General features: G+C 70.5%; 23 protein-coding genes, 1 other RNA gene and 1 riboswitch. Of the genes, 8 read left to right on the top strand and 16 right to left on the bottom strand.

Annotated features, from left to right (window positions below):
* Positions 1 to 37 precede the first annotated feature (37 nt).
* Both ssrA and ABIE44_RS15085 read right to left on the bottom strand, forming a co-directional pair.
* Positions 38 to 410: a transfer-messenger RNA gene (gene ssrA / locus ABIE44_RS15090) on the bottom strand.
* Positions 411 to 430: 20 nt separating this feature from the next.
* Positions 431 to 1,015, bottom strand: coding sequence for a TetR family transcriptional regulator (locus tag ABIE44_RS15085; protein ID WP_209715827.1), 585 nt, complete (start codon positions 1,013 to 1,015; stop codon positions 431 to 433).
* An 86-nt stretch (positions 1,016 to 1,101) separates the two neighbouring features.
* Between ABIE44_RS15085 and ABIE44_RS15080 the strand changes: the two genes are divergently transcribed.
* Entirely contained in the window at positions 1,102 to 1,989 is an 888-nt protein-coding gene (locus ABIE44_RS15080) for an SDR family oxidoreductase (RefSeq protein ID WP_209715830.1), read from the top strand.
* Here ABIE44_RS15080 and ABIE44_RS15075 read toward each other — a convergent pair.
* The 5 genes from ABIE44_RS15075 to ftsE form a co-directional block, all read right to left on the bottom strand.
* On the bottom strand, positions 1,977 to 2,864 hold the full coding sequence (locus ABIE44_RS15075) for an amidohydrolase family protein (RefSeq protein WP_209715833.1): 888 nt from the start codon (positions 2,862 to 2,864) through the stop codon (positions 1,977 to 1,979). The two genes, ABIE44_RS15080 and ABIE44_RS15075, sit on opposite strands and share 13 nt — an antisense overlap.
* Positions 2,861 to 3,337 (bottom strand): SsrA-binding protein SmpB, encoded by a 477-nt coding sequence (gene smpB / locus ABIE44_RS15070; RefSeq protein ID WP_209715835.1) that lies wholly within the window; start codon positions 3,335 to 3,337, stop codon positions 2,861 to 2,863. Before smpB ends, ABIE44_RS15075 begins: the two co-directional genes overlap by 4 nt.
* Before the next feature lie 51 nt (positions 3,338 to 3,388).
* Entirely contained in the window at positions 3,389 to 4,588 is a 1,200-nt protein-coding gene (locus ABIE44_RS15065) for a peptidoglycan DD-metalloendopeptidase family protein (RefSeq protein WP_354438130.1), read from the bottom strand.
* 132 nt (positions 4,589 to 4,720) lie between these two features.
* On the bottom strand, positions 4,721 to 5,662 hold the full coding sequence (ftsX, locus tag ABIE44_RS15060) for a permease-like cell division protein FtsX (RefSeq protein WP_209715842.1): 942 nt from the start codon (positions 5,660 to 5,662) through the stop codon (positions 4,721 to 4,723).
* Positions 5,663 to 5,678: 16 nt separating this feature from the next.
* Positions 5,679 to 6,368 carry a cell division ATP-binding protein FtsE gene (gene ftsE, locus ABIE44_RS15055; protein ID WP_209715845.1) on the bottom strand — a complete coding sequence of 230 codons (690 nt, stop codon included), beginning with the start codon at positions 6,366 to 6,368 and terminating at the stop codon, positions 5,679 to 5,681.
* A gap of 141 nt (positions 6,369 to 6,509) precedes the next feature.
* Between ftsE and ABIE44_RS15050 the strand changes: the two genes are divergently transcribed.
* Positions 6,510 to 7,103, top strand: coding sequence for a hypothetical protein (locus tag ABIE44_RS15050; protein ID WP_209715848.1), 594 nt, complete (start codon positions 6,510 to 6,512; stop codon positions 7,101 to 7,103).
* A 27-nt stretch (positions 7,104 to 7,130) separates the two neighbouring features.
* On the opposite strand, the gene prfB is transcribed toward ABIE44_RS15050, so the two are convergent.
* Positions 7,131 to 8,243, bottom strand: a complete 1,113-nt coding sequence (prfB, locus tag ABIE44_RS15045) for a peptide chain release factor 2 (protein WP_209715851.1) — start codon at positions 8,241 to 8,243, stop codon at positions 7,131 to 7,133.
* A 109-nt stretch (positions 8,244 to 8,352) separates the two neighbouring features.
* Here prfB and ABIE44_RS15040 point away from each other — a divergent pair, with 109 nt between their 5' ends.
* From ABIE44_RS15040 to ABIE44_RS15020, 5 genes are read left to right on the top strand one after another with little or no spacing between them, the layout of a single operon-like run.
* Positions 8,353 to 10,473, top strand: a complete 2,121-nt coding sequence (locus ABIE44_RS15040) for a hypothetical protein (RefSeq protein ID WP_209715854.1) — start codon at positions 8,353 to 8,355, stop codon at positions 10,471 to 10,473.
* On the top strand, positions 10,470 to 11,393 hold the full coding sequence (locus ABIE44_RS15035; protein WP_209715857.1) for a glycosyltransferase family 2 protein: 924 nt from the start codon (positions 10,470 to 10,472) through the stop codon (positions 11,391 to 11,393). The genes ABIE44_RS15040 and ABIE44_RS15035 overlap by 4 nt, the downstream gene beginning before the upstream one ends.
* Positions 11,390 to 13,474, top strand: coding sequence for a hypothetical protein (locus tag ABIE44_RS15030; protein ID WP_209715860.1), 2,085 nt, complete (start codon positions 11,390 to 11,392; stop codon positions 13,472 to 13,474). The genes ABIE44_RS15035 and ABIE44_RS15030 overlap by 4 nt, the downstream gene beginning before the upstream one ends.
* Positions 13,471 to 14,175 carry a class I SAM-dependent methyltransferase gene (locus tag ABIE44_RS15025; RefSeq protein ID WP_209715863.1) on the top strand — a complete coding sequence of 235 codons (705 nt, stop codon included), beginning with the start codon at positions 13,471 to 13,473 and terminating at the stop codon, positions 14,173 to 14,175. The genes ABIE44_RS15030 and ABIE44_RS15025 overlap by 4 nt, the downstream gene beginning before the upstream one ends.
* Entirely contained in the window at positions 14,168 to 15,097 is a 930-nt protein-coding gene (locus tag ABIE44_RS15020; RefSeq protein ID WP_209715867.1) for a lysylphosphatidylglycerol synthase domain-containing protein, read from the top strand. The genes ABIE44_RS15025 and ABIE44_RS15020 overlap by 8 nt, the downstream gene beginning before the upstream one ends.
* A gap of 51 nt (positions 15,098 to 15,148) precedes the next feature.
* Here the strand turns inward: ABIE44_RS15020 and ABIE44_RS15015 are convergent, their stop codons facing one another.
* The 4 genes from ABIE44_RS15015 to ABIE44_RS15000 all read right to left on the bottom strand — a co-directional run bounded on the left by ABIE44_RS15015 (position 15,149) and on the right by ABIE44_RS15000 (position 21,077).
* Positions 15,149 to 17,344 carry an Ig-like domain-containing protein gene (locus ABIE44_RS15015; RefSeq protein ID WP_209715870.1) on the bottom strand — a complete coding sequence of 732 codons (2,196 nt, stop codon included), beginning with the start codon at positions 17,342 to 17,344 and terminating at the stop codon, positions 15,149 to 15,151.
* A gap of 132 nt (positions 17,345 to 17,476) precedes the next feature.
* A complete protein-coding gene (locus tag ABIE44_RS15010) occupies positions 17,477 to 18,280 on the bottom strand; it encodes a hypothetical protein (RefSeq protein WP_209715873.1) in 804 nt (267 codons plus the stop codon).
* Between the two features lie 39 nt (positions 18,281 to 18,319).
* On the bottom strand, positions 18,320 to 19,654 hold the full coding sequence (locus ABIE44_RS15005; protein WP_209715876.1) for a dicarboxylate/amino acid:cation symporter: 1,335 nt from the start codon (positions 19,652 to 19,654) through the stop codon (positions 18,320 to 18,322).
* A gap of 88 nt (positions 19,655 to 19,742) precedes the next feature.
* The gene (locus tag ABIE44_RS15000) at positions 19,743 to 21,077 is read right to left on the bottom strand and encodes an aminotransferase class V-fold PLP-dependent enzyme (protein WP_354438128.1); all 1,335 of its coding nucleotides are present in this window, start codon (positions 21,075 to 21,077) and stop codon (positions 19,743 to 19,745) included.
* A 27-nt stretch (positions 21,078 to 21,104) separates the two neighbouring features.
* A riboswitch (SAM riboswitch) is annotated at positions 21,105 to 21,219 on the bottom strand.
* A 59-nt stretch (positions 21,220 to 21,278) separates the two neighbouring features.
* Between ABIE44_RS15000 and ABIE44_RS14995 the strand changes: the two genes are divergently transcribed.
* Positions 21,279 to 22,049 (top strand): HD domain-containing protein, encoded by a 771-nt coding sequence (locus ABIE44_RS14995; RefSeq protein ID WP_209715883.1) that lies wholly within the window; start codon positions 21,279 to 21,281, stop codon positions 22,047 to 22,049.
* Here the strand turns inward: ABIE44_RS14995 and ligD (ABIE44_RS14990) are convergent.
* From ligD (ABIE44_RS14990) to ABIE44_RS14975, 4 genes are read right to left on the bottom strand one after another with little or no spacing between them, the layout of a single operon-like run.
* The gene (gene ligD / locus ABIE44_RS14990; RefSeq protein ID WP_209715886.1) at positions 22,046 to 22,933 is read right to left on the bottom strand and encodes a non-homologous end-joining DNA ligase; all 888 of its coding nucleotides are present in this window, start codon (positions 22,931 to 22,933) and stop codon (positions 22,046 to 22,048) included. The two genes, ABIE44_RS14995 and ligD (ABIE44_RS14990), sit on opposite strands and share 4 nt — an antisense overlap.
* A complete protein-coding gene (gene ligD / locus ABIE44_RS14985) occupies positions 22,933 to 23,865 on the bottom strand; it encodes a non-homologous end-joining DNA ligase (protein ID WP_209715889.1) in 933 nt (310 codons plus the stop codon). The genes ligD (ABIE44_RS14990) and ligD (ABIE44_RS14985) overlap by 1 nt, the downstream gene beginning before the upstream one ends.
* A gap of 27 nt (positions 23,866 to 23,892) precedes the next feature.
* Positions 23,893 to 25,581, bottom strand: a complete 1,689-nt coding sequence (locus ABIE44_RS14980) for an HlyD family efflux transporter periplasmic adaptor subunit (protein ID WP_209715892.1) — start codon at positions 25,579 to 25,581, stop codon at positions 23,893 to 23,895.
* A 1-nt stretch (position 25,582) separates the two neighbouring features.
* The gene (locus ABIE44_RS14975; protein ID WP_209715896.1) at positions 25,583 to 26,527 is read right to left on the bottom strand and encodes a hypothetical protein; all 945 of its coding nucleotides are present in this window, start codon (positions 26,525 to 26,527) and stop codon (positions 25,583 to 25,585) included.
* Positions 26,528 to 26,550: the final 23 nt, after the last annotated feature.

The following is a 26,550-nucleotide window of genomic DNA, read 5'->3' as shown; positions in this document are numbered from 1 at the left end:
TGTGCGAAGAAGTCGTCGCTATTGTGCGAAGACCTCGTGGTGGAGCTGGCGGGAATCGAACCCGCGTCCTCGAGCGCCGTGCCAGGTCTTCTCCGGGTGCAGTCTGCAATGGTCGCGTTTCTCGGCCCCGGCGCTTGCACAGACACGTGCGCCGACAGGCCCAGTCAGGATTGAGTCCCGATCAACCCTCCCGACGAAGGTTGATCAGCAAGCCTTCTAGATGACGTCAGGATCTGGGACGAAGGCGGATGCCCAGTCTGACGCTTCGATCACTGCTCAGGCAGCGAGAGCGAAGGAACTGCGATTGGTGTTGGCAGTTATTGGTTTCCAACGAACGTTTACGAGATGACGTTGGCTTCTCGACCCGCTTCTCCTGGGACTAACGTCCCTAGTCGAAACCAATCAGCCCCTCTTGAGTTATGCCACCAGTCTACGGGGTGCCACCGACAGGTGCGAACAGGTTGCGCAGGTCCTCGAACCCGGCGGTCACGACCTCGGCAAGGCCAGCCTCCGGGCCCGCAGCCCCGCTGACCCAGCGCTCGTAGCCGACCCGGAAGACGCCGACCCCCGCCTCTGCCGCCAGGCCTGCCTGCGGGTCGGCGACTCCGCGCGCACGCAGTCCGTCGGCGAGCGCGCTCGCGAGACGCTCCATCTTGATCAGCTCTCGTTCCCGCAGCTCGGCGTTGGCGGAGATCACCGACCAGCGGCGCCGGGAGTGCTCCACGTCCTCGCCCACCAGCCGAGCAGCCGCCTGCATCGCAGCGGCGACCACGTCCATCGGCGCGGCGCCGGCCGGAGCGTCCGCCAGCGCACGCTCCATCGCGTCCAGCAGCATCTGCGAACCGCCGAACAGCACCTCCCGCTTGTCGCTGAAGTACCGGAAGAAGGTACGTGCCGTCACGCCGGCCCGGTCGGCGATCTCGGCAACCGTCGTGGCCTCGAAGCCGCGCTCGACGTACAGGGACATCGCTGCATCGTGCAGCCGTCCTGCTGCGTCGGGTTCCCAGCGTGCCATGCGATCCATCCTAGTTGATGACACGGTGTGACATCACCTGCTACGGTTGATGTCATCAAGTGACATCACTATCCCTGGAGGGAACCATGCGCATCTTCGTCACCGGAGCGAACGGCTGGATCGGCTCTGCCAGCATCCGCGAGCTCGTCGCCGGCGGGCACGACGTCGTCGGCCTCGCCCGCTCCGAGGAGGCCGAGCGCACCGTCGCCGACCTCGGCGCCACCCCGCTGCGCAGCGACCTGACCGATCTCGACGGGCTGCGCGCCGGAGCGGCCGACTCCGACGGCGTGCTCCACCTCGGCTACCACCACGACTTCTCGCAGATGGAGGAGGCCGCCCGGATCGACGCTGCGGCGATCGAGACGTTCGGCGACGTCCTGGCCGACGGCAACCGGTTCCTCGCGATCGCGTCAGGCACCGGCGGGCTCGCCCTGGGACGACCGTCGACCGAGGACGACGTGGCCGACCCCGGCGGCCACCCGCGGATCGCCAACTCCCACGCCACCCTTGCGCTGGCCGAGCGCGGGGTGAAGCCGCTGGTGCTGCGGTTCCCGCCCACCGTGCACGGACCGGGCGACCACGGGTTCGTCGCCACCCTGGTCGACGTCGCCCGCAGCCAAGGCGTCTCGGCGTACGTCGGAGACGGGCAGAACCGCTGGCCCGCAGTGCACCGCCTCGACGCTGCAGCACTGGTCCGCAGAGCCGTCGAGAACCCGGACGCCGCGACAGTCCTCCACGCCGTCGCCGAGGAGGGGGTGGCCACCCGCGACATCGCCGAGGCGATCGCGCGGCAGCTGGACCTGCCGACGGTCTCGGTCGAGCCGGACCGGGCCGCAGAGCACTTCGGCTGGCTGGGCGGGTTCTTCAGCTGGGACGTCCCGGCCTCGGGCGCCCGGACGCAGGAACGCTTCGGCTGGAACCCGGCGCAGGCGACGCTGCTCGAGGACCTCGACGCCGGGCACTACACGGGCTGATCGGAGAACAAACCTGCCGCGTTGCCCCAGCACACCTTCCGCAGCCAGTCGTCGTCCAGCCCCGGCGCGCGCCCGAGCAGCCGCGCGAGGCTGTCGAACTGGTGCTCGTAGTCGTACGGGATGGTCGGGAAGTCGCTGCCGTACAGGATCTTGTCGCCGAGCTGCCCCACCCGCGGGAGGAGCTCATCGGGAAAGGACGCGAGGAAGTCGGTGAAGACCATCGTGGTGTCGAGCCGGGTGTGCTCGTACGTCTCGGCCAGGTCCAGGAACTCGGCGAACTCCGGGGCACCGAGGTGCGCCACGACGACAGGTACGTCGGGCTGGCGCACCAGCAGCCGTCGCAGGTGCTCGGGTCCGGTGAAGACGTTGCCGACCGGGCCGGACCCGACGTGCGTCACCACGGGAACAGCGGCCTCGGCGATCGCGTCCCAGGCCAGGTCGAGCAGGGGGTCGTCCAGCAGGAACTCCCCCACCTGGGTGTGGATCTTGAAGACCTGGACGCCGGCGTCGATCGCCGCAGCCACGTAGTCCTCGACGCCGGGCTCGGGGTAGAAGGTCGCGGAACGCAGGCAGTCCGGGTACTGCGTGGAGAACTCGGCTGCCCAGTCGTTGAGGTAGCCGGCAACCCCGGGCTTGTGGGCGTACGGCAACGAGGTGAACCGGCGTACGCCGAACCCGCGCAGCTGCTCGACGCGCTCCTCGATCGTGCCGCGGTAGCGGATCGGCCAGGCACGGCCGATCTTCGGCCCCGCCTCGTCGAACTGGCGCCAGACCGCCGCCTGGATGTTCGGTGGCAGGAAGTGCACGTGCACGTCGAACAGGCCCGGGAGCCCGTACGCCGCCAGCCGCTCGGGTAGCGCGGAAGGTGCCGTCACTCGCGGCCCTTGAGCCGCCTGCCGAGCGCCTGGTCCTTCTCGCGACCCGCCTGGCGCGCCGCCAGCGCGTGCCGCTTGTCGTAGGTCTTCTTGCCCCGTGCCAGTCCGATCTCGACCTTGGCGCGGCCGTCCTTGAAGTACAGCGAGATCGGCACCAGCGTGAACCCGCGCTCCTTGACCTTCGCCTCGATCTTGTCGATCTCGTGGCGGTGGAGCAGCAGCTTGCGCACCCGGCGCGGCTCGTGGTTGGTCCAGGTGCCCTGGGTGTACTCGGGGATGTGCACGCCGTGCAGGAACGCCTCGCCGCCGTGGATCTCGCCGAACCCGTCGCCGAGGGTCGCGCGACCGGCACGCAGCGACTTCACCTCGGTGCCGACGAGGACCAGTCCGGCCTCGAAGGTGTCCTCGATGTGGAAGTCGTAGCGCGCCTTGCGGTTCTGCGCAATCAGCTTGCGCCCCTGCTCTCTGGGCATAGGGAGCAGTCTCTCAGGTCCCGCAACGGGGTTTCGACAGGCGCCGGGGCATCACATGTAGTTCTGCGGGTTCACGGCCTTGCCGTCCAGCAGCACCGTGAAGTGCAGGTGGCAGCCGGTCGTGCCGGCGTACGCGACCACGTCGCCGCGGCCGACCCGGTCCCCTGTGCGCGCCTTGTACGAGCTGATGTGGTTGTAGATCAGCGTCATGTGCTTGCCGTTGACCCTGCCCACGTCGAGGTACAGCCGGTTGCCCCAGACGTCGGAGTAGTACTCCGAGATGACCCGTCCCGAGGCGCCCGCGCGCTCGGGGGTGCCGCACGGGGCGTGGAAGTCGTCGCCGTCGTGCAGCGAGTAGTAGCCGTAGATCGGGTGCACCCGGTAGCCGTACGGCGAGGTGATGTACCCGGGCACCGGGCGGTACAGGAACCCGTCGTTGGCGCCCGAGTAGCTGCCGCCGTTCTTCTGCTTCCGCGCCCGCTCGAGGATCTGGCGCTGGATCTTGGCCTCGCGCTTCTTCGACGCCGCCAGGATCTGCTTGTCGCGGGCACGCGCCTTCGCTGCCGCCGCCGCCAGCCCGCGGCGCTGGGCGACCAGCCGCACCACGGCGGTCCGCGCAGCGACGGCCTTCTTCTCCAGCGCCTGCTTGCGGGCCAGGTTGATGGCCGCGTCCTGGCGCTGGTCGGCGACGGCCTGCTCGGCGAGCTTGACCTTGTCCCGCTGGACCTGGAGCAGGACCTGGGCGGCCTTGTACTCGTCGAGGAGCTGGTTCTCGGCGTCGAGCACGTTGTCGAGAGCGTTCAGCTGCACGACCATGTCGTTCGGGTCGGTGCCCTTGAGGACCACCGCAAGCTTCATCAGGTTCGGGTCGCCGTAGGAGAAGCTCGCCACCGCGGCCTGCGCGAGGGCGTCCTTCTGCGACGCGACCTTGAGCTCGCCGGCCTTGACGTCCGCAACTGCTGCGCTCAGCGCGGCCTGCGCCCCGACGAGCTTCGCCTGCATCTGAGCGTCGAGGGCACGAGCAGCGGTCAGCTCGCCCTGGGTCTTGGCCAGGTTCGCCTGCGCCTTGACCAGCCCGGCCTGCGCTGCACGGAGCCGCTTGGTGGCGTTGGACAACGCCGCGCTGGAGTCCTCGAGGTGGGCCTTGGCGGCCTTGACCGCCCGTTCCGCCTTCTTGTGCTTGTTCTTCAGGTCATCGGCGTGAGCCGGAAGAAGGGCAGGGCCGCCGGCGAGCGCAGCCGCGACCAGCACCGCCACCGTCGCGGTGACGAGGCGTCGGGTTCGGCTGAGGGCAGGGCGAGGCGTGCGGGGAAGAGTGCTGGCCACAAGAAGACCTGTTCAATTGGGGAAGAAGTGAACTCTTGTGACAGTAGTCGACTGAACTCAGACTTTGAGGTATTTGCGTGTCATCACGAGTGTCGGAATCACGGTCAGCACGATCCCGAGCGCGCCGATCATCCAGCCCGCGGTGAGCGCGTCGCTCCACGTGATCCAGGGCATCACCCGACTGTTGTCCCGGAGCCAGCCGTAGACGGCGAATTCCATGAACGCAGCCAGGGCTCCGCCGGAGAGGACGACGGCGATCAGGGCTGCGACCAGCGTCTCCATCAGGAACGGAAGTGCGATGTACAGGTTGGAAGCACCGACCAGGCGCATGATCCCGATCTCCTTGCGCCGCGCGAACACCGCCAGGCGGATGGAGTTGCTGACCTGCAGGACACCAGCGGCGAGCAAGAAGGCCGCGATGCCGATCGCGCCCCACTTGAACATGCCCATCACGAAGTACAGCGGCTTCAGCACGGTCCGGAAGTCCTGGACGTGGTCCACGCCCTGCATGCCCTCCAGCGCTGAGGTGATCCCCTGGAACTTGTTGGGGTCCTCCAGGGTCACCAGGTACGACTCCTGCATGGTCTCCGCGGTGACGGTCTTGAAGACGGCCCTCTCCGCCTCGCTGCGCGGCGTGTCGTAGATCCGCTTCCAGATCGCGTACGCCTCTTCCTTGCTCCGCGTCGTGTAGGACTTCACCTCCGGGTACTTCTTGAGGACGTCCTCGATCGCGGCCTTCTGAGCAGGGGTGGTCTCCCCGGAGGTGCACGGGCCGGTCTGGTTGGCAGCGTCAGCGGCCGGCGCGTTGTTGCAGAGGAAGACGGTCAGCTGGAGCTTGTCCCCCCACGCTTCGCGGGCGCTGTTCGCCTGGGTGTTGAGCAGGATGCCCAGCCCGACCAGGGTGAGCGAGATGAAGATGGTCACGACGAGGGCGACCGTCATGGAGACGTTCCGGCGCAGACCGGTTCGTGTCTCGGACAAGGCGTACTTGATCTGCATGAGTGAATCCCCCGCCTCAGTGCTGGAAGCCGTAGACGCCGCGGGACTGGTCCCGGACGAGGTTTCCGTCGGACAGCTCGATGACCCGCTTGCGCATCTGGTCGACGATGCCGGCGTCGTGGGTCGCCATGATCACCGTCGTCCCGGTGCGGTTGATGCGGTCGAGCAGCTTCATGATCCCGACGCTGGTGTTCGGGTCGAGGTTGCCGGTGGGCTCGTCGGCGATGAGGATCTGCGGACGGTTCACGAACGCCCGGGCGATCGCGACACGCTGCTGCTCGCCACCGGACAGCTCGTCGGGCATCCGGTCGCCCTTGCCCTCCAGGCCCACCAGCTCGAGGGTCTCGGGGACCACCCGGTCGATGTGGCTCTTGGGCTTGCCGATCACCTGGAGCGCGAACGCCACGTTCTCGTTCACGGTCTTGTTCGGGAGCAGGCGGAAGTCCTGGAACACGGTGCCGATCTTGCGGCGGAGCGCCGGCACCTTCCAGCTGGCCAGCCGGTTGATCTCCTTGCCGGCGACGTAGACCCGACCGTGGTTCGGGCGGGCCTCGCGCAGCACCAGGCGCAGGAAGGTCGACTTGCCGGAGCCGGAGGTCCCGACGAGGAAGACGAACTCGCCCTTCTCGATGTCGACGGTGATGTCCGACAGAGCGGCGCGCGACTGACCCGGGTAGGTCGAGGAGACATTTTCGAATCGGATCACAGTGATCGGGTGTGGTCGGTGTCGGGAGCAGGGAAGTCACGCCGTACGGCGCGTAGGTCTTCCGACCACCAAGCCACTCTAGGTCGCAGCACCCAAGGGTTCGGGGACGCCACGGCCCGGTGTGGCGCTAATCTCGCCCGCATGCGTCTTCCCCGGCTCGGCCTCGCCGCGGCGCTCGCCTGTGCCCTGCTCGCTGGAGGCTGCGGCGGCGACGAGGAGCCCGTCGAGAAGGCACCAACCTCGATCGCGGACCTGGACGTCACGGGCATCCGGATCGCCCGGGCTCCGTTCTGCGACCTGGTCCCGACGGAGTCCGTGACCGCGGCGCTGGGCGCGAAGGCCACCTCGTCGCGGACGTGGGGGAACGGCGACCCGGTCCCCGGCTCCCCCTCCGACCTGGCCCACGAGCTGGGCTGCGGTTGGTCGGCGCCCAGCGGGGACAACGCCCGGGCGTGGGTCTTCGCACGCCCGGTCGACCCCGCTTTCGCCCGGTCCACGCTCGCCTCGGTGCAGAAGAAGTCCGGCTGCCGCACCCGCACGGAGGTCGGCTTCGGGACGCCGTCGCTCGTCCAGCGCTGCCCTGCCCCCGGGAACGCGACCCGGATCCGGTACGCCGGCCTGCTCGGCAACAGCTGGCTCACCTGCGAGGTGACCAGCCACGCTCAGCTCGCCACGATCCGGTCACGCACGGACGCGTGGTGCGCCGCCGTGGCGGACGCGCTCGAGGTGGCCTGAGAAGGTCGCCTAGTAGCAGGCCACAGCTCAGTCCTCGAGCGCGGCGCCCCGGCGCCAGCGGATGCCGGCCTCGAGGAACCCGTCGATGTCGCCGTCCAGCACCGCCTGGGGGTTGCCGGACTCGTACTCGGTCCGCAGGTCCTTGACCATCTGGTACGGGTTCAGCACGTAGCTGCGCATCTGGTCGCCCCAGCTGGCCTGGACGTCGCCCTTGAGGTCCTTCTTGAGGGCGGCCTCCTCGGCCTTCTTCAGTGCGAGCAGCTTGGCCTTGAGGACGACCATCGCGGAGGCCTTGTTCTGCAGCTGCGACTTCTCGTTCTGGCACTGGACAACCGTGCCGGTGGGGATGTGGGTGAGCCGGACCGCGGAGTCGGTGGTGTTGACCGACTGTCCCCCCGGACCTCCCGACCGGTAGACGTCGACGCGGATGTCGTTCTCGTCGATCTCGATGTCGTCGGTCTGCTCGAGCTGCGGGATGACCTCGACCGCTGCGAAGCTGGTCTGCCGACGGCCCTGGTTGTCGAACGGGCTGATCCGGACCAGGCGGTGCGTCCCGGACTCGACCGAGAGCGTGCCGTAGGCGTAGGGCGCCCGGACGGCGAACTCGGCCGACTTGATGCCGGCCTCCTCGGCGTAGGAGACGTCGAAGACCTCGACGCCGTACTTGTTGCGCTCGGCCCAGCGGGTGTACATCCGCATCAGCTGCTCGGCGAAGTCGGCGGCGTCGACGCCACCGGCGCCGGAGCGGATCGAGACGATCGCCTCCCGGGCGTCGTACTCACCGTTGAGCAGCGTGCGCACCTCGAGCTGCTCGATCGACTTGCTGATCCGCTCGAGCTCGGCCTCCGACTCGGCGAGCGCCGTCTCGTCGCCCTCCTCCGCAGCCATCTCCACCATCAGCTGGACGTCCTCGAGACGACCCTCGAGCGAGGTGAACCGCTCCATCTCCCCCTGCAGGGTGGAGAGCCGACCGGTCACCCGCTGTGCGTTGGCCTGGTCGTCCCAGAGGTTGGGGTCGGCGACCTCCTCGCCGAGCGAGGCGATCTCGCGGCGCATGTCGTCGAGGTCGAGCACCTTGCCGATGGTGACCATCGTCGCCTGGAGCTGCTTGATCTCGGAGTCGTAGTCGCGGGTAGCCACAAGGGGGAAGGTTACCGGGTGCGCAGGTGCTTCGCCCGTTTGCGGGTGCGCCACACGACGTTTCCACGCACGCCACCCACCGTTTCGATCGCGTCGTGACCATCGAGGCGTGAGCACAGCCCTGGCACGTTCCGAGGTGCCGTCGGTCGCGCGCCGCCGACGTGAACCCGAGCGTGAACATCGGGCGACGCCTGAGCAGCCCGTGCTGCTCGCACGCGTCAGCTACCTGGTCGTCCTCGCCGGCTCGACGATGGCCGTCCTCGGAGCGTTCCGCACCGGGGTGTCCTGGGACGAACCGTTCCACGTCATGCGGTTGAACAACTACTTCGACCACGGCTGGTTCGCACTGGACTGGGCGGTCGACGGCGACAAGGCCGCGTCGGGCGACTCCAACACGCTGGTCTACGGCCCGGTGACGATGCTGCTGCTGCACGGGCTCGGGGTCCTCACCGGGGTCGAGAGCTGGGGAACCGTCGGAACCACCCCGGCGGCGTACGACGTGCACCACCTCGGGGTGGTGCTGATCGGCCTGGTCGGCACTGCTGCCGCGGCCGGCATCACCACGGTCCTGACCCGGTCGCGTCGTTGGGGCGCCTTCACCGCCGCAGCCCTGCTGGCGCTGCCGATGTGGACCGGCCACCTGATGTTCAACATCAAGGACGTCCCGGTCGCGACCGGCTCCACGCTGGTCACCCTCGCCCTGGTCACGATGGTCTCCCCGGTCGCCGGGCGGCGCTGGTTGCGGGTGACGTGCCTGGCCGCCGGCTGCCTGCTGATGATCGGTACCCGGCCAGGCATGATCGCCGCGCTCGCGGCCAGCCTGGTCGTGCTCGGCGTCGGGCTCGCCGTGCAGCAGCGGATCTTCGGTCGCTTCGGGACCCGGCGCAGCACCTTGGTCGAGGTCGGCTCCGGGCTCGTCCTCGCTGCGGCCGTCCTGGTCGTGGTCTACCCGAACGTTTTCCTGCGGCCGTGGAAGCTGGTCACCTCGGCCGAGCAGTCCGCGAACTTCCGCGACGGCCGCGACGTCACGGCTGCCTACATCCCGTTCCACGTGCTCGCCCAGGTCCCGCTGCTGCTGCTCGTGTTCTCGATGATCGGTCTGGTCACAGCGTTCGGGTTCGTCCGCAGTGGCTGGGACGCCGACACGTCGCACGCGACCAGGCTCACCCTCGTCGGCGCCCAGCTGCTCGCGCTCCCGGTGGTGGCGGTGCTCCGCAACTCCGACCTCTACAACGGGTTGCGGCAGCTGCTCTTCGCGACACCAGCCTGGGCGGTGCTGGTCGCGCTCGGTTGCGCCCGGGTCCTCGGGTGGGCGCGGGAGAAGGGACGCGTCCGCGTCGTCGGCGCGGTCACGCTGGTCGCCCTCGCGGCACCGGTGCTCGACCAGGTGACGCTGTTCCCGTACCAGTACACGTACTACAACGTCGCGATGGATGCGACGGGCATCCGGGTCCCGTCGGACTACTGGCGGGTGAGCGCTCCCGAGCTGCTCGCCGACATCCCCACCGACGCCCAGGTCGTCTGCGGACCGACCCGGTCGAGCCAGCTCGGCGACCTCGCCGGATCCCCCGGTGCCGACGGCGTCGATCCGGAGGCGATGCGGGCCGGCCGGTACAGCTCGGACTCCAGCGTCGACTGCCGCACCGACCCGCTCGGACCGCTGGCCCCGGCCTGGAAGGCGCACGGCCTGCCGGTGACGCAGACCCAGCCGCACGACGTCTTCTACGCACTCGTCGACCGCGGGCACCCGGTGCCGACCAACTGCACCCGGCTGGATGCCGTCACCCGCGAGCGGCACCTGCGCACGATCACGATGACCTACGTCGCGAAGTGCTTCCAGGGCGCGCCCGAGCTGGGTAGCGAGACGGTCACCCTGCGCCGCGACGCCCTCGACGTCGGCATGCTCCCAGCCCTGTGGGCCTACGCCCCGCAGGGCTGGGTGATGCGCACCTCGACGGTCGGCCTCGACGCCGCCACCGGCTCCCCCACCCTCGCGTTCCGCGCCGGGGAGTCCTGCCGCACCGGGTGCCGCCTGGTGATGGGCGCGACCGCACCGGTCGGCCTGACCGCCGCGCTCGACGGGACTCCCGTGCCCCTCGAGGTCGGGACCACCAGCACCACCGTCCGCCTCCCACCCGGCACCGACGCCGCGTGGCTCACCTTCCGGGTCCCCCGGTCCCGACCCCTGCACGTCCGCTCGCTCCGCATCGAAGAAGGAGTCGCACCATGACCACCAACCTCTGGGTCGTCGTACCCGCCTACAACGAGGTCGAGAACCTCCCGGTCGTGATCCCCGGGATGCTCGCCGAGATGGCGCTCATCGACGTCGACGGCCACGTGCTCGTCGTCGACGACGGGTCGACCGACAAGACCTACCCGGTCGCCGTCGACCTAGCCGACCGGCACCGCCGCGTGCACGCGATCTCCCTGGGCCGCAACCAGGGCAAGGCCACCGCTCTGAAGCACGGTTTCGAGTACGCCCTGGCCGAGGGTGCCGAGGTCGTCGCGATGATGGACGCGGACGGCCAGGACGACCCGGCCGAGCTCGGCATCCTGCTCGCCCGGCTCGCCGACGGGGCCGACCTCGTCACCGGTGCCCGCAACCACGACCGCAAGGAGCGTTTCGTCAAGCGGGTGACCTCGAAGCTCTACAACGGCGTGACCGCCCGACTCTCCGGCGCGCCGGGCAAGGACTTCAACTCCGGCTTCAAGGTGATGCGGGCCGACGTGGCCCGGCAGGCTGCCCCGATGATGTACGGCGAGCTGCACCGCTACCTGACCGTGATCGCGCACTGGTTCGGGTTCCGGACCGCCGAGGTGGCTGTCCAGCACCACGAGCGGCTGCACGGCAAGAGCAAGTACGGCCTGGCCCGGTTCTGGCGCGGGTTCGTCGACCTGGTCACGGTGCGCTTCCTGATGACCTACGAGAGCCGACCCTCGCACCTCTTCTCCGGCCTCGGCCTCGCGAGCTTCGCCGCCGGCGCGCTGGCGATGGGCTACCTGATGGTCGAGAAGGTCTCCGGCGAGGCGATCGGCGGCCGGCCGCTGCTCATCGCCGGGGTCGTCCTCGCGCTCGGCGGACTGCAGCTGGTGCTGTTCGGGCTGCTCGCCGAGCTGCAGGTGTACTCGCGGAACCGCGAGCGCACGTGACCGGACGCTCGACTCCCCGGGACCGGCGTCCGCCACCGCGGGTCCTGGTCGTCGCCGGCGGACTGGTCCTGACGACCAGCCTGGTGCTGGCGGTGCTCGGGGCGTTCCGCACCGGGATCACCACCGACGAGCCGATCCACGTGATGCGGCTCGACAACTTCTTCCACACCGGCTGGTTCGCCCTGGACTGGGACTACCCCGAGGTGGGGTCCAGCGAGGGTCCCGGCAGCGACGGCACCAACACCTTCGTCTACGGGCCGGTCGCGATGCTGCTGCTGCACGGCTGGTCGGTGCTGTGGGGCGTCGAGGGCTGGAACCAGGTCTCCACCACCCCGCACGCGTACGACGTCCGGCACCTCGGCGTCGTCGTCCTGGGCACGGTCTGCCTGCTCGCGGTCGCCGCCCTCGGTCGGGCGCTGCTCCGGAGCTGGCGCTGGGGCCTGGTGGCCGCCGCGGTGCTCGCCGCCGTACCGATGTGGACCGGGCACGCGATGTTCAACGTCAAGGACGTGCCGGTGGCCACCGGCTACACGCTGGCGACGCTGGGGCTGGTGCTCCTCGTCCGGCAGCGCGGTGCCGGACGAGCGCTGCGCGTCGGTCGCTTCGTCGCACTCGCCGCCGGCCTGGTGCTGGCCCTCGGTACCCGGCCCGGCATGTGGCCCGGCCTGCTCGCGGTCCTGGTCGTCGCCGCCGTCGCGAACTGGCTCGGCTCGGAGGAGCGCACGGTCGCACTCGTCGAGATCGCCGGCGCCTGCGCTGCCGCGGCCGCGGCACTGATCGCGATCTACCCGAACCTGTTCGGCCACCCGGTCCGTGCCCTTCCGGGGACCAGCGAGTCCTCCTCCAGCTTCCTCGAGGGCCAGAAGTCCGACCGCCTCTACGTCCCTCGGCACGTCGCCGAGGAGATGCCGACGCTGCTGCTGATCTTCGTGCTCACCGGCATGGTGGTCGGGGTCGCGCTGCTGCTGCGTCGCTGGCGGGACGAACCCGTCGAGGCCGGGCGGATCGCGCTCGTCGGCGTCCAGGCCGCGGCACTGCCCGTGGTCGCGATCCTGATGGGCTCGGACCTGTACCACGGGCTGCGCCAGCTGCTCTTCGCCGCGCCCGCGGTGGCGGTGCTCGGGGCGCTCGGGATGGCCTGGTGGCTCGAGCACGTCCGCCCGTCGCGGGTCCGCTGGGTCGGAGTCGCGGCTGCCGCTGCACTGGTCCTGCCGATGATCGACCAGATCACCCTGCAGCCGTACCAGACCACCTACGCGAACCTGGCCACCGACCTGATCGTCGCACCGGGTGCCGCACCGGACGCCCGCCCGGGCGGGGACTACTGGCGGGTCAGCATCCCCGAGCTCGTGAACGGTCGCGACGTCGACGGTCAGCTGCTGTGCAAGGCGATGGAGACGCCCGACAGGAGCCGGGCGCTGCGCTTCGTCAACGGCGGCCTCTTCTCCACCACCCGGAGCCTGGACTGCCGCACCGAGCCGAACGGCCCGCTCGCCCCGGAACGGCTCCCCGTCTCCCCTGCCGCCGCGAGCGCGTTCCGCGCGGTCTTCATCGACCGGCCGCCGAAGTCCTGCACGGTCGAGGACCAGGTGACCCGGCGACGGCACGGCTTCACGATCGTGCTGACCTCGTTGGCCCGCTGCGACCTCCAGCCGTCGGTCCTCGGCACCCGCCCGGTCACGGCCGACGACCCCGCGCTCGGCACGGCCGCCGACGGGGACCTCTGGCGGTACGCCGTGGACGGCTGGGAGCAGTGGCCCGGCGACCACCGGCTGCACACCCGCGGGCCCTCCGCCGCGATTGCGTTCCGCCCGGCAGCCCCGTGCCCGCGCGGGTGCGACCTGGAGGTCACCGGCGATGCCGCCGAGGGACTGGTCGCCCACGTCGGCGACAGCGAGGCGCCCCTGTCCGTGGCGGCGCCCGGCGTCCTGCACGTCCGCCTCACCGCCGAGCAGGCAGCCGCCTCCGGCGTCGTCGTCGTCCTGGACCGACCCGACGGCAGCCCCGCCGGACTCCGGATCACCGGTCTCTCCCTGGTCCCGGCAGCACCGCCGGGCCGGCTCCTGGAAGGAAAGAAATGAAGTCGATCTACGTCACCGCGATCCGTGCCCTGCGGCGCGCCCTCGCCGCCGTCGGCATCCTCGGCCTGCTGGACCGCTGGGCCGCACGCTCGCGCCGGGGCCTCTGGTTCCGCTCCCTGTTCTCGATCTACGACCTCGAGGACCTGCTCCCCTACGACGTCCCGTGGTGGACCTTCCGCGCCTCCGACGAGGTGGAGACCTTTCTCGCCGCGAAACCGGACGCCCGGGTCTTCGAGTGGGGCTCCGGCGCCTCGACCGCCTGGCTGTCGCGTCGCGCAGGCTCGGTGACCTCGGTCGAGCACGACGCCGCCTGGGCCCGGATCGTGCGACCGGTGCTGCCGGACAACGCCGTCGTCCAGGTCGTCGAGCCTGCAGCGGCATCAGGGGGCGCGACGGACGTGCTGTCCGCGAAGGACGGCTTCGAGGGCCTCGACTTCGGCGACTACGTCCAGGCGGTCGACCACGTCGACGGCACCTTCGACGTCATCGTCGTCGACGGCCGCGCCCGCGGCGCCTGCTACGACAGGGCGATCAGCCGGCTCGCCCCCGGCGGTGTGCTGGTCTTCGACAACGTCGACCGGCAGCGCTACCGGGACGCGATCGCCGACTCCCCCGTCCCGGTCGACGTCGAGTGGACCCGCGGCATGACCCCGGCCCTGCCGTACCCGACCCGCACGGCTCTGGTGAGACTGCGTGCCTGAGTCGCGCTGGACCGTGGCGCTGCGAGGCCTGTTCCTCGTGGCGGTCCTCGGGTTCGCCTGGCTGGGCCTGCGCGGACGCTGGGAAGAGATCGGGGCCGCGCTCGGCGACACCTCGGGGCCGCGCCTGCTGGTTGCGTTCGCCGCCGTGGTCCTCGGCCTGCTGGTCACGGGGCGCCTGTGGCAGCGGCTGATGAGCATCCTCGGCGCCTCGCTCCCGTACGTCGACGCGCAAGCCACCTTCTTCGTCGGTCAGCTCGGCAAGTACATCCCGGGCTCGGTCTGGTCGATCGGCGCCCAGGCCGACCTGGCCCGGCGGTACGACGTCCCCGCTCGCTCGACCGTGACGGGAGGACTCCTGTTCCTCGGCTACCACGTCGCCACCGCCGTGGCTCTCGGCGCCGCCGTGCTGCTCTCGGGCGCGTTGGACGCTCCCTGGCCGACCTGGCTGACCGTGGTCGCGCTCGGGGTCGCACTGATCGGGCTGACGCCACCCCTGGTACGCCGGGTGGCGGTCGCGATCGCGACGCAGGACGTGTCGCTCTCGTGGGTGCGCACGCTCGAGGTGCTCGCGTTGATGGCGCTTGCCTGGCTCACCTACGCCGTGGCACTGGTGCTGCTGGTCCCGGGTGCACCGTGGTCCGACCTCGCCGCGCTCGGCGGTGCCTTCGCCGCGGCGTACGCGGTCGGCGTGCTGGTCGTCCTCGCGCCGGCCGGCGTCGGTGCACGGGAGACGGTGTTCGTGCTGCTGCTCACTCCCCTGCTGGGCGTCGGTCCCGCCACAGCCCTGGCCCTGCTCGCACGGGTGCTGCACACCCTGGCCGACGGGGCGCTGGCCCTGGTCTGGTGGTCGCTGCGACGGAGCACCCGGAAACGCCAGACCGGCCGCGAGGTGCAACTCTCGCGACCGGTCCGGGCACTCTGAACCGTGGTCGGTCTTGCCGGAACCAGGGGTTTCGACAAGCCCGACCAACGACTACTTCTTCTTCTTGGACACGATCGAGCCGCCCGCGGCGGTCGACCCCAGGTACCGGCTGTCGCCGGCGTAGGAGACCGTCACCTTCCAGGTGCCCTTGGGCAGCTTGGGCACCGTGACGGTGACCGCACCGAGGGAGTTCAGCGTCCCGACGACGACCTTCTTGGTCGAACCCTTGGTCAGGGTGAAGGTGACCTTCCCGGTCGCCTTCGCCAGTCCGGTGGGCGTGGCGATGCTGGCCTTGTACTGACCGGCCTTCTTCGTGGTCGGCGCCTTGACGACACCGCCCGCGACCTTGACGACCTTGGCCTTGGTCACGGTGACGTTGCCGGTCTTGGTGAAGCCGACGATCTGGTCGTCACCGGTGTAGGTGATCGTGTACGGGTACGTGCCCGGCGCCAGCTTGGCGAGCGTGAAGACCGCCGCGTTCTGGGCCACCGCGACCGTGTGCTCGGTACCGGCAACGGTCAGCTTGGCGTTGCCTGCCGGGATACGGCCGTACTTGTTCGCTATCGCCAGGGTCACCTTGGGGGCGACGCCGTACGCGACGGCGGGAGCTGTCACGGTCTGGGTCGACACCACGGCGCCGGGCAGGCCACCGAAGAAGTCGTCCAGCTTGGCCAGACCGTCCTGGGCGAAGGCGACGTTGGCGCGAGCCTGGGCGAGCTGCGTCTTCTGCGCCGGGTCCAGGGTGCTCTCGTCCGCGGGGATGGCGAAGCCGAGGCCGATCTGGGCGGACGGCTTCGCGAACCACCACTCGGTCATGTACTCCCGGAAGGTCGGCAGACCGGTCGAGGAGTCGGTGTTCTGCTGGATCCACTGCCGCTTGATCGCCGTGCTCGACGGGTTGGTGCCGTCACCGCGCTGGTAGTTGATCAGGAACGGGACCTGCAGCTTGCGGACGACGTCCGGGAACGCGGTCAGGTCGCCGTTCGGGAAGTAGGAGACCCGGGTGCCGGTGTTGGGGTCGTACTCGGTGACCAGGTTCTTGAAGTACTTCCGGACGACGTCGCCGTAGACGTAGGACGGGCGGAAGTTCGTGGTCGCGCCGCTGTTGGCGTTGTCACGGACGTGGATCGGGTTGGAACCACCGTTGGTGCCGTTGGTGGTGCCGCCGTCCAGGACCAGGTCGAAGTTGTAGACCGTGGTGACGTCGTTCTCCTGCGCCTCTTGGTTCACGTGCTTGAGGACGGCCCGGGTGTTGTGGCACCAGGTGCCACCGAACAGGATCACGAAGTTCTTGCTGGCGCTGTCCTTGACGTCGAGCAGGTGCACCAGCTCGGGGTAGGTGATCTGCTTGACCCGGAAGGTGTCTGCGTCGTCGGAGTCCTCGAGGATGTCGCCGCCGTAGCGGGCGTCGTCGGGGTAGGCCAGGTCGTGCTTCTTGTTGGCCGCGGACTTCCACCACTGGAACTGCGAGATCTGGTCGATGCCGGCCGCGCCGCCACCGGCGGTCAGGGCCGCGGTGACCGCGGATCCGACGTTGGCGGTGTCGGTGGTCGACAGGTTCACCGAGGACCGGATCTTGTCGGGGGCACCGCCCGTGCCGGTGCCGGCCTTGTCGTAGACGAAGAAGATGTCGTCAGCGGCTCCGACCGGCGCCTGCGTCGGCGAGGTGCGGTAGTCCCACAGAGGAGCGTCGACGTCGTTCACGACCGTGTCGTCCGCGGTCACCGTGACGGCGGTGCCGCCCGCGTTCGGGACCGACTTGATGCCGTTGCCGAGGTACTGACCGAGCAGGTTCTTCCAGGTGTTGCCGAAGATCGTCTGCGAACCGGCGACCAGGTTGATGCCTCCGGGGTTGCGGGTGTTCAGGTTCCGCACCCCGGTCAGGCCGGTCAGGTTCGGGTCGAACCAGTAGACCTTGGCCGCACCGGCTGCCTTGGCCGCGGCCTCCGCCGCGACGACCTTGGCCGGGAAGTCGGTGTCGCTCGCCGAGCCGATGACGAAGGCGAGCTGGCCGGACTGCTGGAGCAGCCACTGGAACCGGTCGTAGGTGACCGTCTCCAGCACGGGGTTCGCCGACAGGCCCGGGAAGGTGTCGGACAGGTAGGTGGTGTCGACCGCGGTCGCCGCCGTACGGACGGGAGCCGCGCTCGAGGAGCCGTTGACGGCACCGACGGCGAGCGGGCTGACCGCCACCGCGAAGGCTGCAGCCGCGGCGACCAGGCGGCGCCGGGTGGTGAGCGTTTTCATGACAAGGAGTTCCTTTTCTCGAGGGTTTGCTGGTCGTGGAGTCGGATGAGGGCGCAGCCGACCTGCCGAGGGAGCAGGTGCTCCCCCGGAGGTGTGCGGTGCGCGGGTCAGGTCAGCGGCGACATCGGTGGCTCATGACGTCGCTGCTCCCTTCTTGGCGGCCGCGCGCTTGCGGCCGAGGACGGAGTACCCGGCGAAGGTGAGGAGACCGGCACCGGCGAGCCCGCCGAGGATCAGCAGGCCGGCGGAGCTGCCGCCGCCCTCGGTGGAGCGGGAGCCGGAGTCGTCGGAGGCCAGGCTGACCTCGTCGACCGGACCGCCGGCCGCGAGCGCGGTCGCGCCGTCGGTCGGGGTCGAACCGGCAGTCGCCTTGCCGGCGGCATCGGTCGCGCCGGCGGTCGGCCCGCCCGTGACGCCGGGGGTAGCACCTGCGGTGGCGCCGGCGCTGGGCGAGGTCGAGGAGCTGGAGCCCTTCGAGCCGGTCCCCTTCGAGCCGTTGCTGCCCGAGCCCTTGGTCCCCGAGCCGGACGCCGAGCCGGAGCCCGATCCCGAGCCCGATCCCGAGCCGCTGCCCTTGGTGGGCGACTTGGTCGGCTTCGTGGTGCCGGGCTGGTTGCCCTTGTCCTTGTTGGCCTTCCACTCCTCGTAGCCGGTGGCGCGCTCCCACTCGGTCCACGGGATCGACTGGCCGTCGGCGTACCGGACCCGGTTGTTGTCGAAGTCGAAGTACGCGCCCGGGATGTAGGTGCAGAGCTCGTCATCGTAGCCGGGGAGGGTGTCCTCGCCGTCGTGGTAGGTCTGGCCGTCGTCACCCTTGACGGTGATCGGGCGCGGGTTGTCCGCCGGGTTGGTGATCGCCTGCGCCGACGGCGCGAACGTGAGGGTGGCCAGGGCCAGGCCGACGGTGCTCCCGAGGGCAGCGATGGTGCGCTTCATGGTTGTTCTCTCTCCTAGGTGAGGGTGTGACGGTTCGGATCAGGCAGGGGTGAGCTGGTCGGCGGCGCGGTCCTCGAAGACGTCGTCGTCGAGCAACCCCGTCTGGCGGGCCACGACGGTCGCGCTGACGGCGGCCGCGGTGACGTTGGTGGCGGTGCGGGCCATGTCCGCGATCGTGCTGATCGGGAGCGTGACCGCGATGAACTCCAGCGGCAGGCCCGCGGCGGCGAAGACGGTCGCCGCGGCGACGGTCGCCGTGCCCGGGACGCCGGCCGTCCCGATCGAGACCACGGTGCCGAGCAGCGCCAGCACCAGGTAGTCCTGGAGGGAGTAGTCGATCCCGTAGGCGTTGATCCCCCAGACCGCGATCAGCATCGGCCAGATGCCGGCGCAGCCGGGCATGCCGATCGTGGTGCCCAGCGGCGCGGTGAAGTGCGCTATCTCCGGGTGCACGCCGACCTTGGTGGTCAGGACGTCGGTGGTCACCGGCAGCGTGCCGACGCTGCTCTGGGTGGTGAAGGCGGTCACCTGAGCGGGCAGGAGCTTGCGGAAGAACCGCAACGGCGAGACGTCGGCGAAGACCCGCAGCACGATCGCGTTGAACCCGAACGTGTGCACGAAGCAGGTGGCCCAGGCCAGGCCCAGCAGACCGAGCAGCGACCAGAACTTGTCACCGAGGTCGGCCGTGTTGGCCACCGTCGTCGTGGTCAGCGCCACGATCGCGTACGGCGTCAGACCGATCACGAACCCGACGGCCTTGAAGATCACCAGCTTGGCGGCCTCGACCAGGTCGCCGAACGGCTGGACCTTGGCGGCGTCCTTCTCCAGCAGCACGAGGTAGGCGACCGCGAGGGCGACCGAGATCATGATGATCGGGATGATGTGGTTCGCACCGAAGTCGCCGACGACGTTGGAGGGGAAGAAGTCCACGACCACCGAGGTGAAGTCCTGGACCGAGTTCTGCAGCACCGAGAGCTGCTCCCCGCCGAGGGTCTCGTTGACCCCCGTACCCGTGCCGACCGCGAGCGCGGCGCCGAGCGCCAGCACGACGGCGATCGCGTTGCTGAGCAGCAGCCAGCCGGCCGAGCGCAGACCGATCGTGCGGAGCTTCTCGATGCTGCCCAGCGAGACGATGCTGGAGATGATCGCGACCGCGATCAGCGGACCGACGACGGCGAGCAGCACGTTGATGTAGATCCGACCGATCGGCGCGACGTACTCGACGTGGCCGCGGGCGGCGAGACCGACGGGGATGCCGACCACGAGAGCGAGCAGGGTGAGCAGGCTGAAGTTGAGCTTGCGCCGCCGCAGCAGGTGCACGCCGACGAACACGACGAGGACCGCGGCAAGGGCTGCCAGTTCTGGCCACTTCACGGGTGGGACTCCTTGATAGGTGAGTTTTTCGACTTGATTACTGCAGTTTTGAGGCCGCCGAGACGTTGAGGGCGGTGGAGGTGCGGGACTACGCCTGACAGGCGCGCAGGGGCTGGGAGTCGCTGGCGATCCACGGCGGGAGCGGCCGCGGGTCCGGCGAGGGCAGACCGTCTGTTCCGTAGGTCCACAGCGGCCCGGTCGTGACCAACGAGCTGATCGCTGCGACCAGCCGGTCGACGTCCTCGCCGCTGGAGCCCAGGCCGAGGCTGGCGCGGACCGCCGTCCGCCCGCCGTTGAGCCGCTCGAGCAGCGGGTGGGCGCAGAAGCGCCCGTCCCGGACACCGATGCCGTGCTCGGCGGAGAGGTAGTGCGCCACCACCTCGGCGGAGTAGCCGTCGACGGCGAAGCTGACCAGCCCGACGGCCGGCACCTCGCCGTGCCAGAGCCGGAGCAGCCGGACGCCGTCGATCGCACCGAGACCTGCCGACAGCCGGTCGAGCAGCACCGCCTCGTGCGCCTCGAGCGCACCGTCGGGCAGCGCCGCGATGGCCTCGCAGGCAGCCGCGAGTGCGACGGCGCCGACCACGTTCGGCGTGCCGGCCTCGTGACGGGCCGGGGTGGGCGCCCAGGTGGTCGCCTCGAGGGTGACCTGCCGGACCGCTCCCCCACCGGCCAGGTACGGCGGCGCCGCCTCCAGCCAGTCGCGGCGACCGATCAGCACGCCGGCACCGTACGGCGCGTAGAGCTTGTGGCCCGAGAACGCCAGGTAGTCCAGGTCGAGAGCCGCCAGGTCGGTCCGGCGGTGCGGCACCAGCTGGGCGCCGTCGACCGCGATCCGGGCGCCGTGGGCGTGCGCCAGGGCAGCGAGCTCGGCCAGCGGCAGGATCTCGCCGGTGACGTTGGACGCGCCGGTGACCGTCAGCAGGGCTGCCGGCGTACGGGCCAGCTCGGCTTCCAGCGCGGCGAGCGTCCCGACGAGCGTGTCGGCAGCCGCGACCACGCGACCACGGGTGGCCCAGGGCAGCAGGTTGGCGTGGTGCTCGAGGTCGAGGTGGACGACGTCCTGACGTTCTGGGGTGGCGGGAACCGCCGTGGCCAGCAGGTTGAACGCGTCGGTCGTGTTGCGCACGACCTGGACCACGTCGGCTTCCCGGGCACCGACGAAGGCACCGATGGTGACCCGCGCGGCCTCGTACGCCGCGGTGCTCACCATCGAGGCGTACCCGGCGCCACGGTGGACGCTGGAGTACGACGGCAGGAACTCGGAGACTCGGTCGGCCACCGAGGCGAGAGCCGGGGCGCTCGCGGCGAGGTCGAGGTTCACGTAGCGGGCGTAGCCGTCGGTGACCAGCGGCACCTTCTCCTCGGCCCCGACCAGCTCGGCCAGGGGTCGTACGTCCGTCGGCGGCGCGGCGGCAGTCATCAGGTCCTCCATGGTTCGGGACCCGAGAGTCCGCACTTGCCCGGCTGCACCTCGCAGCGGGCCACGTCTTCACCCGGGGCACCCCACCGCGGAGGAGGGTTGCCGACTGGCCAGCCGGGGCTTCGCACCAGTACTCGTGACAGAAAGAACACTAACACACTCGACTTAGGTGTCAATTCGCCACCTGGCATGCTCAGCCGCATGAGTACGCACCAGTCCCCGGCGTACGGGACCCTGGCCTGGGCCGAAGCCGTCAACGGCCGGCTCACCGCTGCCGAGCAGGTCCGCGAGTCCGCGAAGGCGTTGCGCACGATCGCCGTCTCGACGCCGGGCGCGGTGCGCGCGCTGCGGGGGCGAGCCCGCCCGGACGCCTCGGTCTTCGACGTCGACGCGATCGAGGTCCCGGACTCGGCGATCGCGCGGGCCGCCGAGGAGGAGGCGCGCGACAGCGTCGCCGACCCGGTCGTCCAGCACTCGCAGCGGATGTACTACTGGGCGATGATGCTGGCCGGGCGCGACGGCCTCTCCCCCGACCCGGAGATCACCTACGTCGCCTGCCTGCTGCACGACATCACGTGGGGCGAGAAGTACGCCTCCTCCACAGCGATGCCGTGCTTCGCCGCCCGCGGCGGTCAGGTCGCGCGCGACTGGACGCGTGCGCAGGGCTGGCCGGACGACCGCGCGACCGTCGCCGCGGATGCCATCTCGCTGCACGTCAACATCACGGTGGGCCCCGAGCACACCGACGAGGCTCGGTTGTTGCAGGCGGCCGCCGGGCTCGACGTCATCGCTCAGCGGTACGACGAGATCGACCCCGCGGCGATCGCCGCCGTGCTGGCCAAGCACCCGCGCACCGGCTGGCTCGAGAGCCTGCACCACTTCCGCGACGAGTCCCACCCGGGGACCCGCGCCGGACTGATGCGTCGACTCGGGATGATGCAGATCGCGCGGCGTACCGCCTTCAAGGATTAGCCGTCCCGCTCCAGCACGTCCTCGAACCGGAGCTGCTCCAGGCCCAGCGGGTCCTCGGCACCCGCCTCGATCTCGTCCCAGGTACGCGGTGCTGCCACCGTGGGGAACTCCCGCCCACGCAGCGAGTACGGCGCGATCGTCGTCTTCGCACCGACGTTCTGCGACCAGTCGAAGAACACCTTCCCGCTGCGGCGGGCCTTCGCCATCTGGCTCACGACCAGCTTCGGGTGCTCGGCCTCCAGCTCCTCCGCGATCCCCTTCGCGTAGTCGCGGACCTCGTCGCTGGTGCGCTTCCCGTCCAGGTCGGCGTACAGGTGGACGCCCTTGGAGCCGCTGGTGACGGCGCGCGTCTCCAGCCCGTCGGTGGCCAGGCGCTCGCGGACCATGAGCGCGACCTGGGAGCACTCCATCAGTCCGGCCGGCTCACCCGGGTCGAGGTCGATCACCATCCGGTTCGGGTTCACCGGCCGCCCCTGCGCGTCGACCGTCCACTGGTGCACGTGCAGCTCCAGGGCGGCGAGGTTCACCAACCACGTCAACGTCGCCAGCGAGTCGACCACCGGGAACCGCAGCTCGCCGTCCTCGCGGTCGGCGGTGCGCGACCCCGACGTCGGCACGGTCACGACGCGGACCCACTTCGGGGTCCCGCCGGGCACGTTCTTCTCGAAGAAGCTCTTGTCGCCGGTGCCGTGCGGCCACCGGATCCGCGTGACCGCCCGGTCCTCGAGCACCGGCAGCAGCCGGGGCGCGATGCGTGCGTAGTAATTGAGCACCTCACCCTTGGTGGTCCCCGTCCTCGGGTACATCACCTTGTCGAGGTTCACCAGGGTCAGCACCCGCCCGTCGACCTCGACCTGGACCTCGACCCGCTCGTGCGCCGGCATCAGAGGTCGCCCCCGAGATCAGCGACCGTCAGGTCCGTGCGCACACCCCTGTACGCCGGCTGCCGCAGGCGGCCGTCGTTGGTCAGGGTCAGGTACTGCACGTCCACGATGATCTCGGGCCGTACCCAGACGGTGCCGGTCGCATCCACCCGCGGGACGTCGTGGGAGAACGGAGAGGCCTCGGCCACCAGGTCTGCCAGCAGTCCACCGAGTGCCTGACCGGCCTTCCCCGCGATGCCCGACCCGACCCGGCCGCGGAAGGCGAGACCGTCAGCGGTCGGCTCCCCCACCAGCACCGCTCCCAGGCGCGAGCTGCTCCCGGTCTCGTAGCGGAAGCCGCCGACCACGTAGGAGCCGGTAGGCCTGATCGGGAACTTGAGCCAGTCCTTGCTGCGGCGGTCGGGGTGGTAGCGCGCGGACACCCTCTTGCTCACGATGCCCTCGAGCCCTTGGGCCTCGGCGGCCTCCAGCAGCACAGCCCCGTCGTCGTACGTCGGCGGGACCTGCCAGGCCGGGTCGTCGAGACCTAGCGCCTCGAGCGCTGCGCGGCGCTCGGACCAGGGCCGCCCGGTGAGGTCCTCCCCGTCGAGGCGGAGCAGGTCGAAGGCGAGCAGCGTCACCGGGTTGCGTTGCGCGAGCCGGGCCGCCTTGGCGGCGTCGCGCACGTGCATCCGGTCGGCGAGGTCGCTGAAGGACGGCACCCCGGACCCGAGCGCCACGATCTCCCCGTCCAGCAGCAGGTCGTGGCCCAGCCGACCCAACCCGGCGAGCTCGGGATAGGCGACGGCCACCTGGTTCTCGTTGCGGGTGGTGATGCGGACCTGGCCCCGGGCGACGTCCACCAGGGCACGGATGCCGTCCCACTTCACCTCGTGGACCCACTCGCGACCCGTGGGGACGTGGTCCCCCCGGGTTGCGAGCATCGGCTTCATGCGGACCATCTTGCCCGCTGGTGACACTCAGCGCTGGATGCTGGTCCTCGGGCCGCCTCCGCTGCCACCGCCGTTGCGGAAGGTGAAGGTGCCGCCGCCCGGGGGACCACCGAAGTTCCCGCGCTGGTTCAGCTCGGAGCTGGCGCCCGAGATCGCCTGGTCGACATCGGCGAGGACGACCTCCGTGCCCGCCTCGATGCCGTCGACCTGGGCGGTGCGCGCACCGACCGCTCCGAGGGTCACCCGGGTGCTGGTCAGCTTGGTGCCGTTCCAGACCCGGACCACGGCGCTGTCCCCGTTCCTGGTGATCGCCGAGATCGGGACCGTGACGACGTCGTCGACCGTCGAGAGGACCACGGCGACCTGGGCCCGCGATCCGCTCGGGAGAGCGATCGCCGGATCCTCGACCGTGACGGTGACCGGGTACGTGGTGCTGCCGCTGGAGCTGTCCGCGGTCATCCCGATCGCCGTCACGGTGCCCTGCGTCGTGGTGGAGGACCCCGCGACACTGATCCGCGCGACCTGGCCGACCTGCACCTTCTCGACGTCGGTCTCCGCGACCGTGCCGGTCAGGGTGACCGACTTCCCGCCGACCACGACGGCGACCGCGGTGCCGGCCGCGACCTGGTCACCCTTCGTCAGGTCGAGCGAGGCGACCGTCCCGCTCCGGGTGGAACGAAGCACGGCCTGGGCGCGGTCGGCCTTCGCGCTGACCAGGTCGGCCTCGGCCTGGTCGATCTGCGCCTGGTCGGATGCGAGCCGTGCGGCCGTCACGGTGCCGCCCTGCGAGGACCCGTTCGACGACCCGTTCGAGGAGGGGGTGTCCGTCGTCGCCGCCGTCGTCGTCGCTGCGGTCTTCGCCGAGGTCCTGGCCGCGACGGCCGGCGTGCTGGACACCGTCCCGAGCGCGCCGCCGAGCGTCTTCGTCAGGGTCGCCAAGGCGTCGGCCAACGCGTCCTGGGCGTCCTTGACCGCGTCCTGCTTCGCCTGGACGTCAGCCAGGGCCGCGTCGCAGGCGTCGTTGGCCGTCGAGTCGGTCGCCGCATCGGTCGCCGCATCGGTGGTCGGGGTACCGGTGCCGTCGGTCGGTTGGCCTGACGGCTCCTGGTAAGCGTCGGCACATGCAGAGGTCTGGGCAGCAAGCGCGTCGTGTGCCGCTGCCAACGCGGCCGACGCTGCGCTCTGGGCCTCGAGCACGGCCTGCTGCTGCTCCTTGAGCTTCTTCAGCACCGCGGTTGACGTGCCCGAGGTGTTCCCACCCCCGCTGCTGCCGCTGGGCTTGCTGCTGCCGCTGGGCTTGCTGCTCCCCGACGGCTGCGGCGAGCCCGCCTGCTCGACGCTGGAGGTCTGGGCGTCCTGGTCGGACTCCAGCTGGGCCTTCGCCTTGGCCAGCGTCGCCTTCGCCTCGGTGACGGCAGCGTCGAGGTCACCGGTCTCCAGGGTCGCGATGACCTGGCCGGCCTTCACCGTGTCACCCTGCGCCACCTTGACCTTGGCCACGGTGCCGTCGGTGCCGAACGCGAGGTCGGCCCGCTGCGCCGCGTCGACCAGCCCGGTCAGCGACAGGGTCTGCTCGACGTCGCCCTCGGTCGCCCGCACCGTCCGGTACGACGGGGTGTCCTCGGCGCCGGCGACGGCGTACACCGTGCCGCCGCCGGCCAGGATCACGCCGGCCGCGACCACCGCCGGCAGCTTCAGCCTCTTCGGGAGTCGCACGTCAGGACTCCTGGCTGTTCTGCTCGGGGCCGTCACCGGCGGTGCCGCGGCGGAAGCCGGAGGTGCACTCGCCGTCGACGGCCGGGCTGAGCGCGATGGTCTTCGCGGTCACCGCTCCGGTGTCGTCGGTCTCGCCCTGGGCCCGCAGGCAGCTGCCGACCTTGACGTCCGCTGCCGTCGCCTTGCCGGTGGTGGTGTAGGTCGTCGCACTGCTGACCGTGACCGCAACGCTGGTCTCGCTGACCTTCGGCGTGCTCCCTGCACTCGGCGCGCTCCCGTCGAGCTGCGGCACCGAGGACTTCACCGTGAATCCGCCGGCGCTCACCGCGGTGACCTCGCCGACCGCGCCGCCGAAGGCGCGCATCCGCGGGCCGCCGTTGCCGCCGCCGGGTACGTCCGTGGGAGCACCCGAGGGGAAGCCGGACGGCGGCTGCCCGCCGTTGGTGCTCAGCCGCGGGCCACCCCCGCCCAGACCTGCGGCGCAGGTGCCGTCGGCCCCCTTCGGGGCGATCCGGACGGACGTCGCGGCCGCCTCGGTCGGAGCCTCGGAGCTGTCGTCCGCCGCGCTGCTCGCGGACTGCACGACGACGCAGGTGCCGACCTCGACGTCGGCCAGCCGGGCCTCGACCTGCTGGGTGAAGGTCGTCGAGCCGTTCCAGGTGACGGCGACCTGCCCGTTCTGGCCCTGGACCTGGGCGGTGGTGTCGACGACGGCGGCGACCTTGCCGTCCGCCCCCGGGAGCTGACCCTGGCCGGTCGGGCCGCTGCCGTTCTGGCTGGTCTGCGCACCCTCGTTCTGGGTGCTACCGGTCGGCGTGCCGCTGTCCGAGCTGCCGCAGCCGGCCGCGCCGACGAGCAGGACACCGGCTCCGCACGCGGCCGCGATCCGGCGGGCCACCGCCGGGCTCATCTTCGGGGACAGGGACATCAGCTGGTTCGGGCTCATCGGGTTCTCCTCGGGGTGGATGC

Origin of the sequence: Marmoricola sp. OAE513 (genome assembly GCF_040546585.1) — a bacterium.
Taxonomy (GTDB): domain Bacteria; phylum Actinomycetota; class Actinomycetes; order Propionibacteriales; family Nocardioidaceae; genus Marmoricola.
Note: the sequence above shows the minus strand (reverse complement) of the source record. Positions and strands in the feature narration are given on the sequence as shown.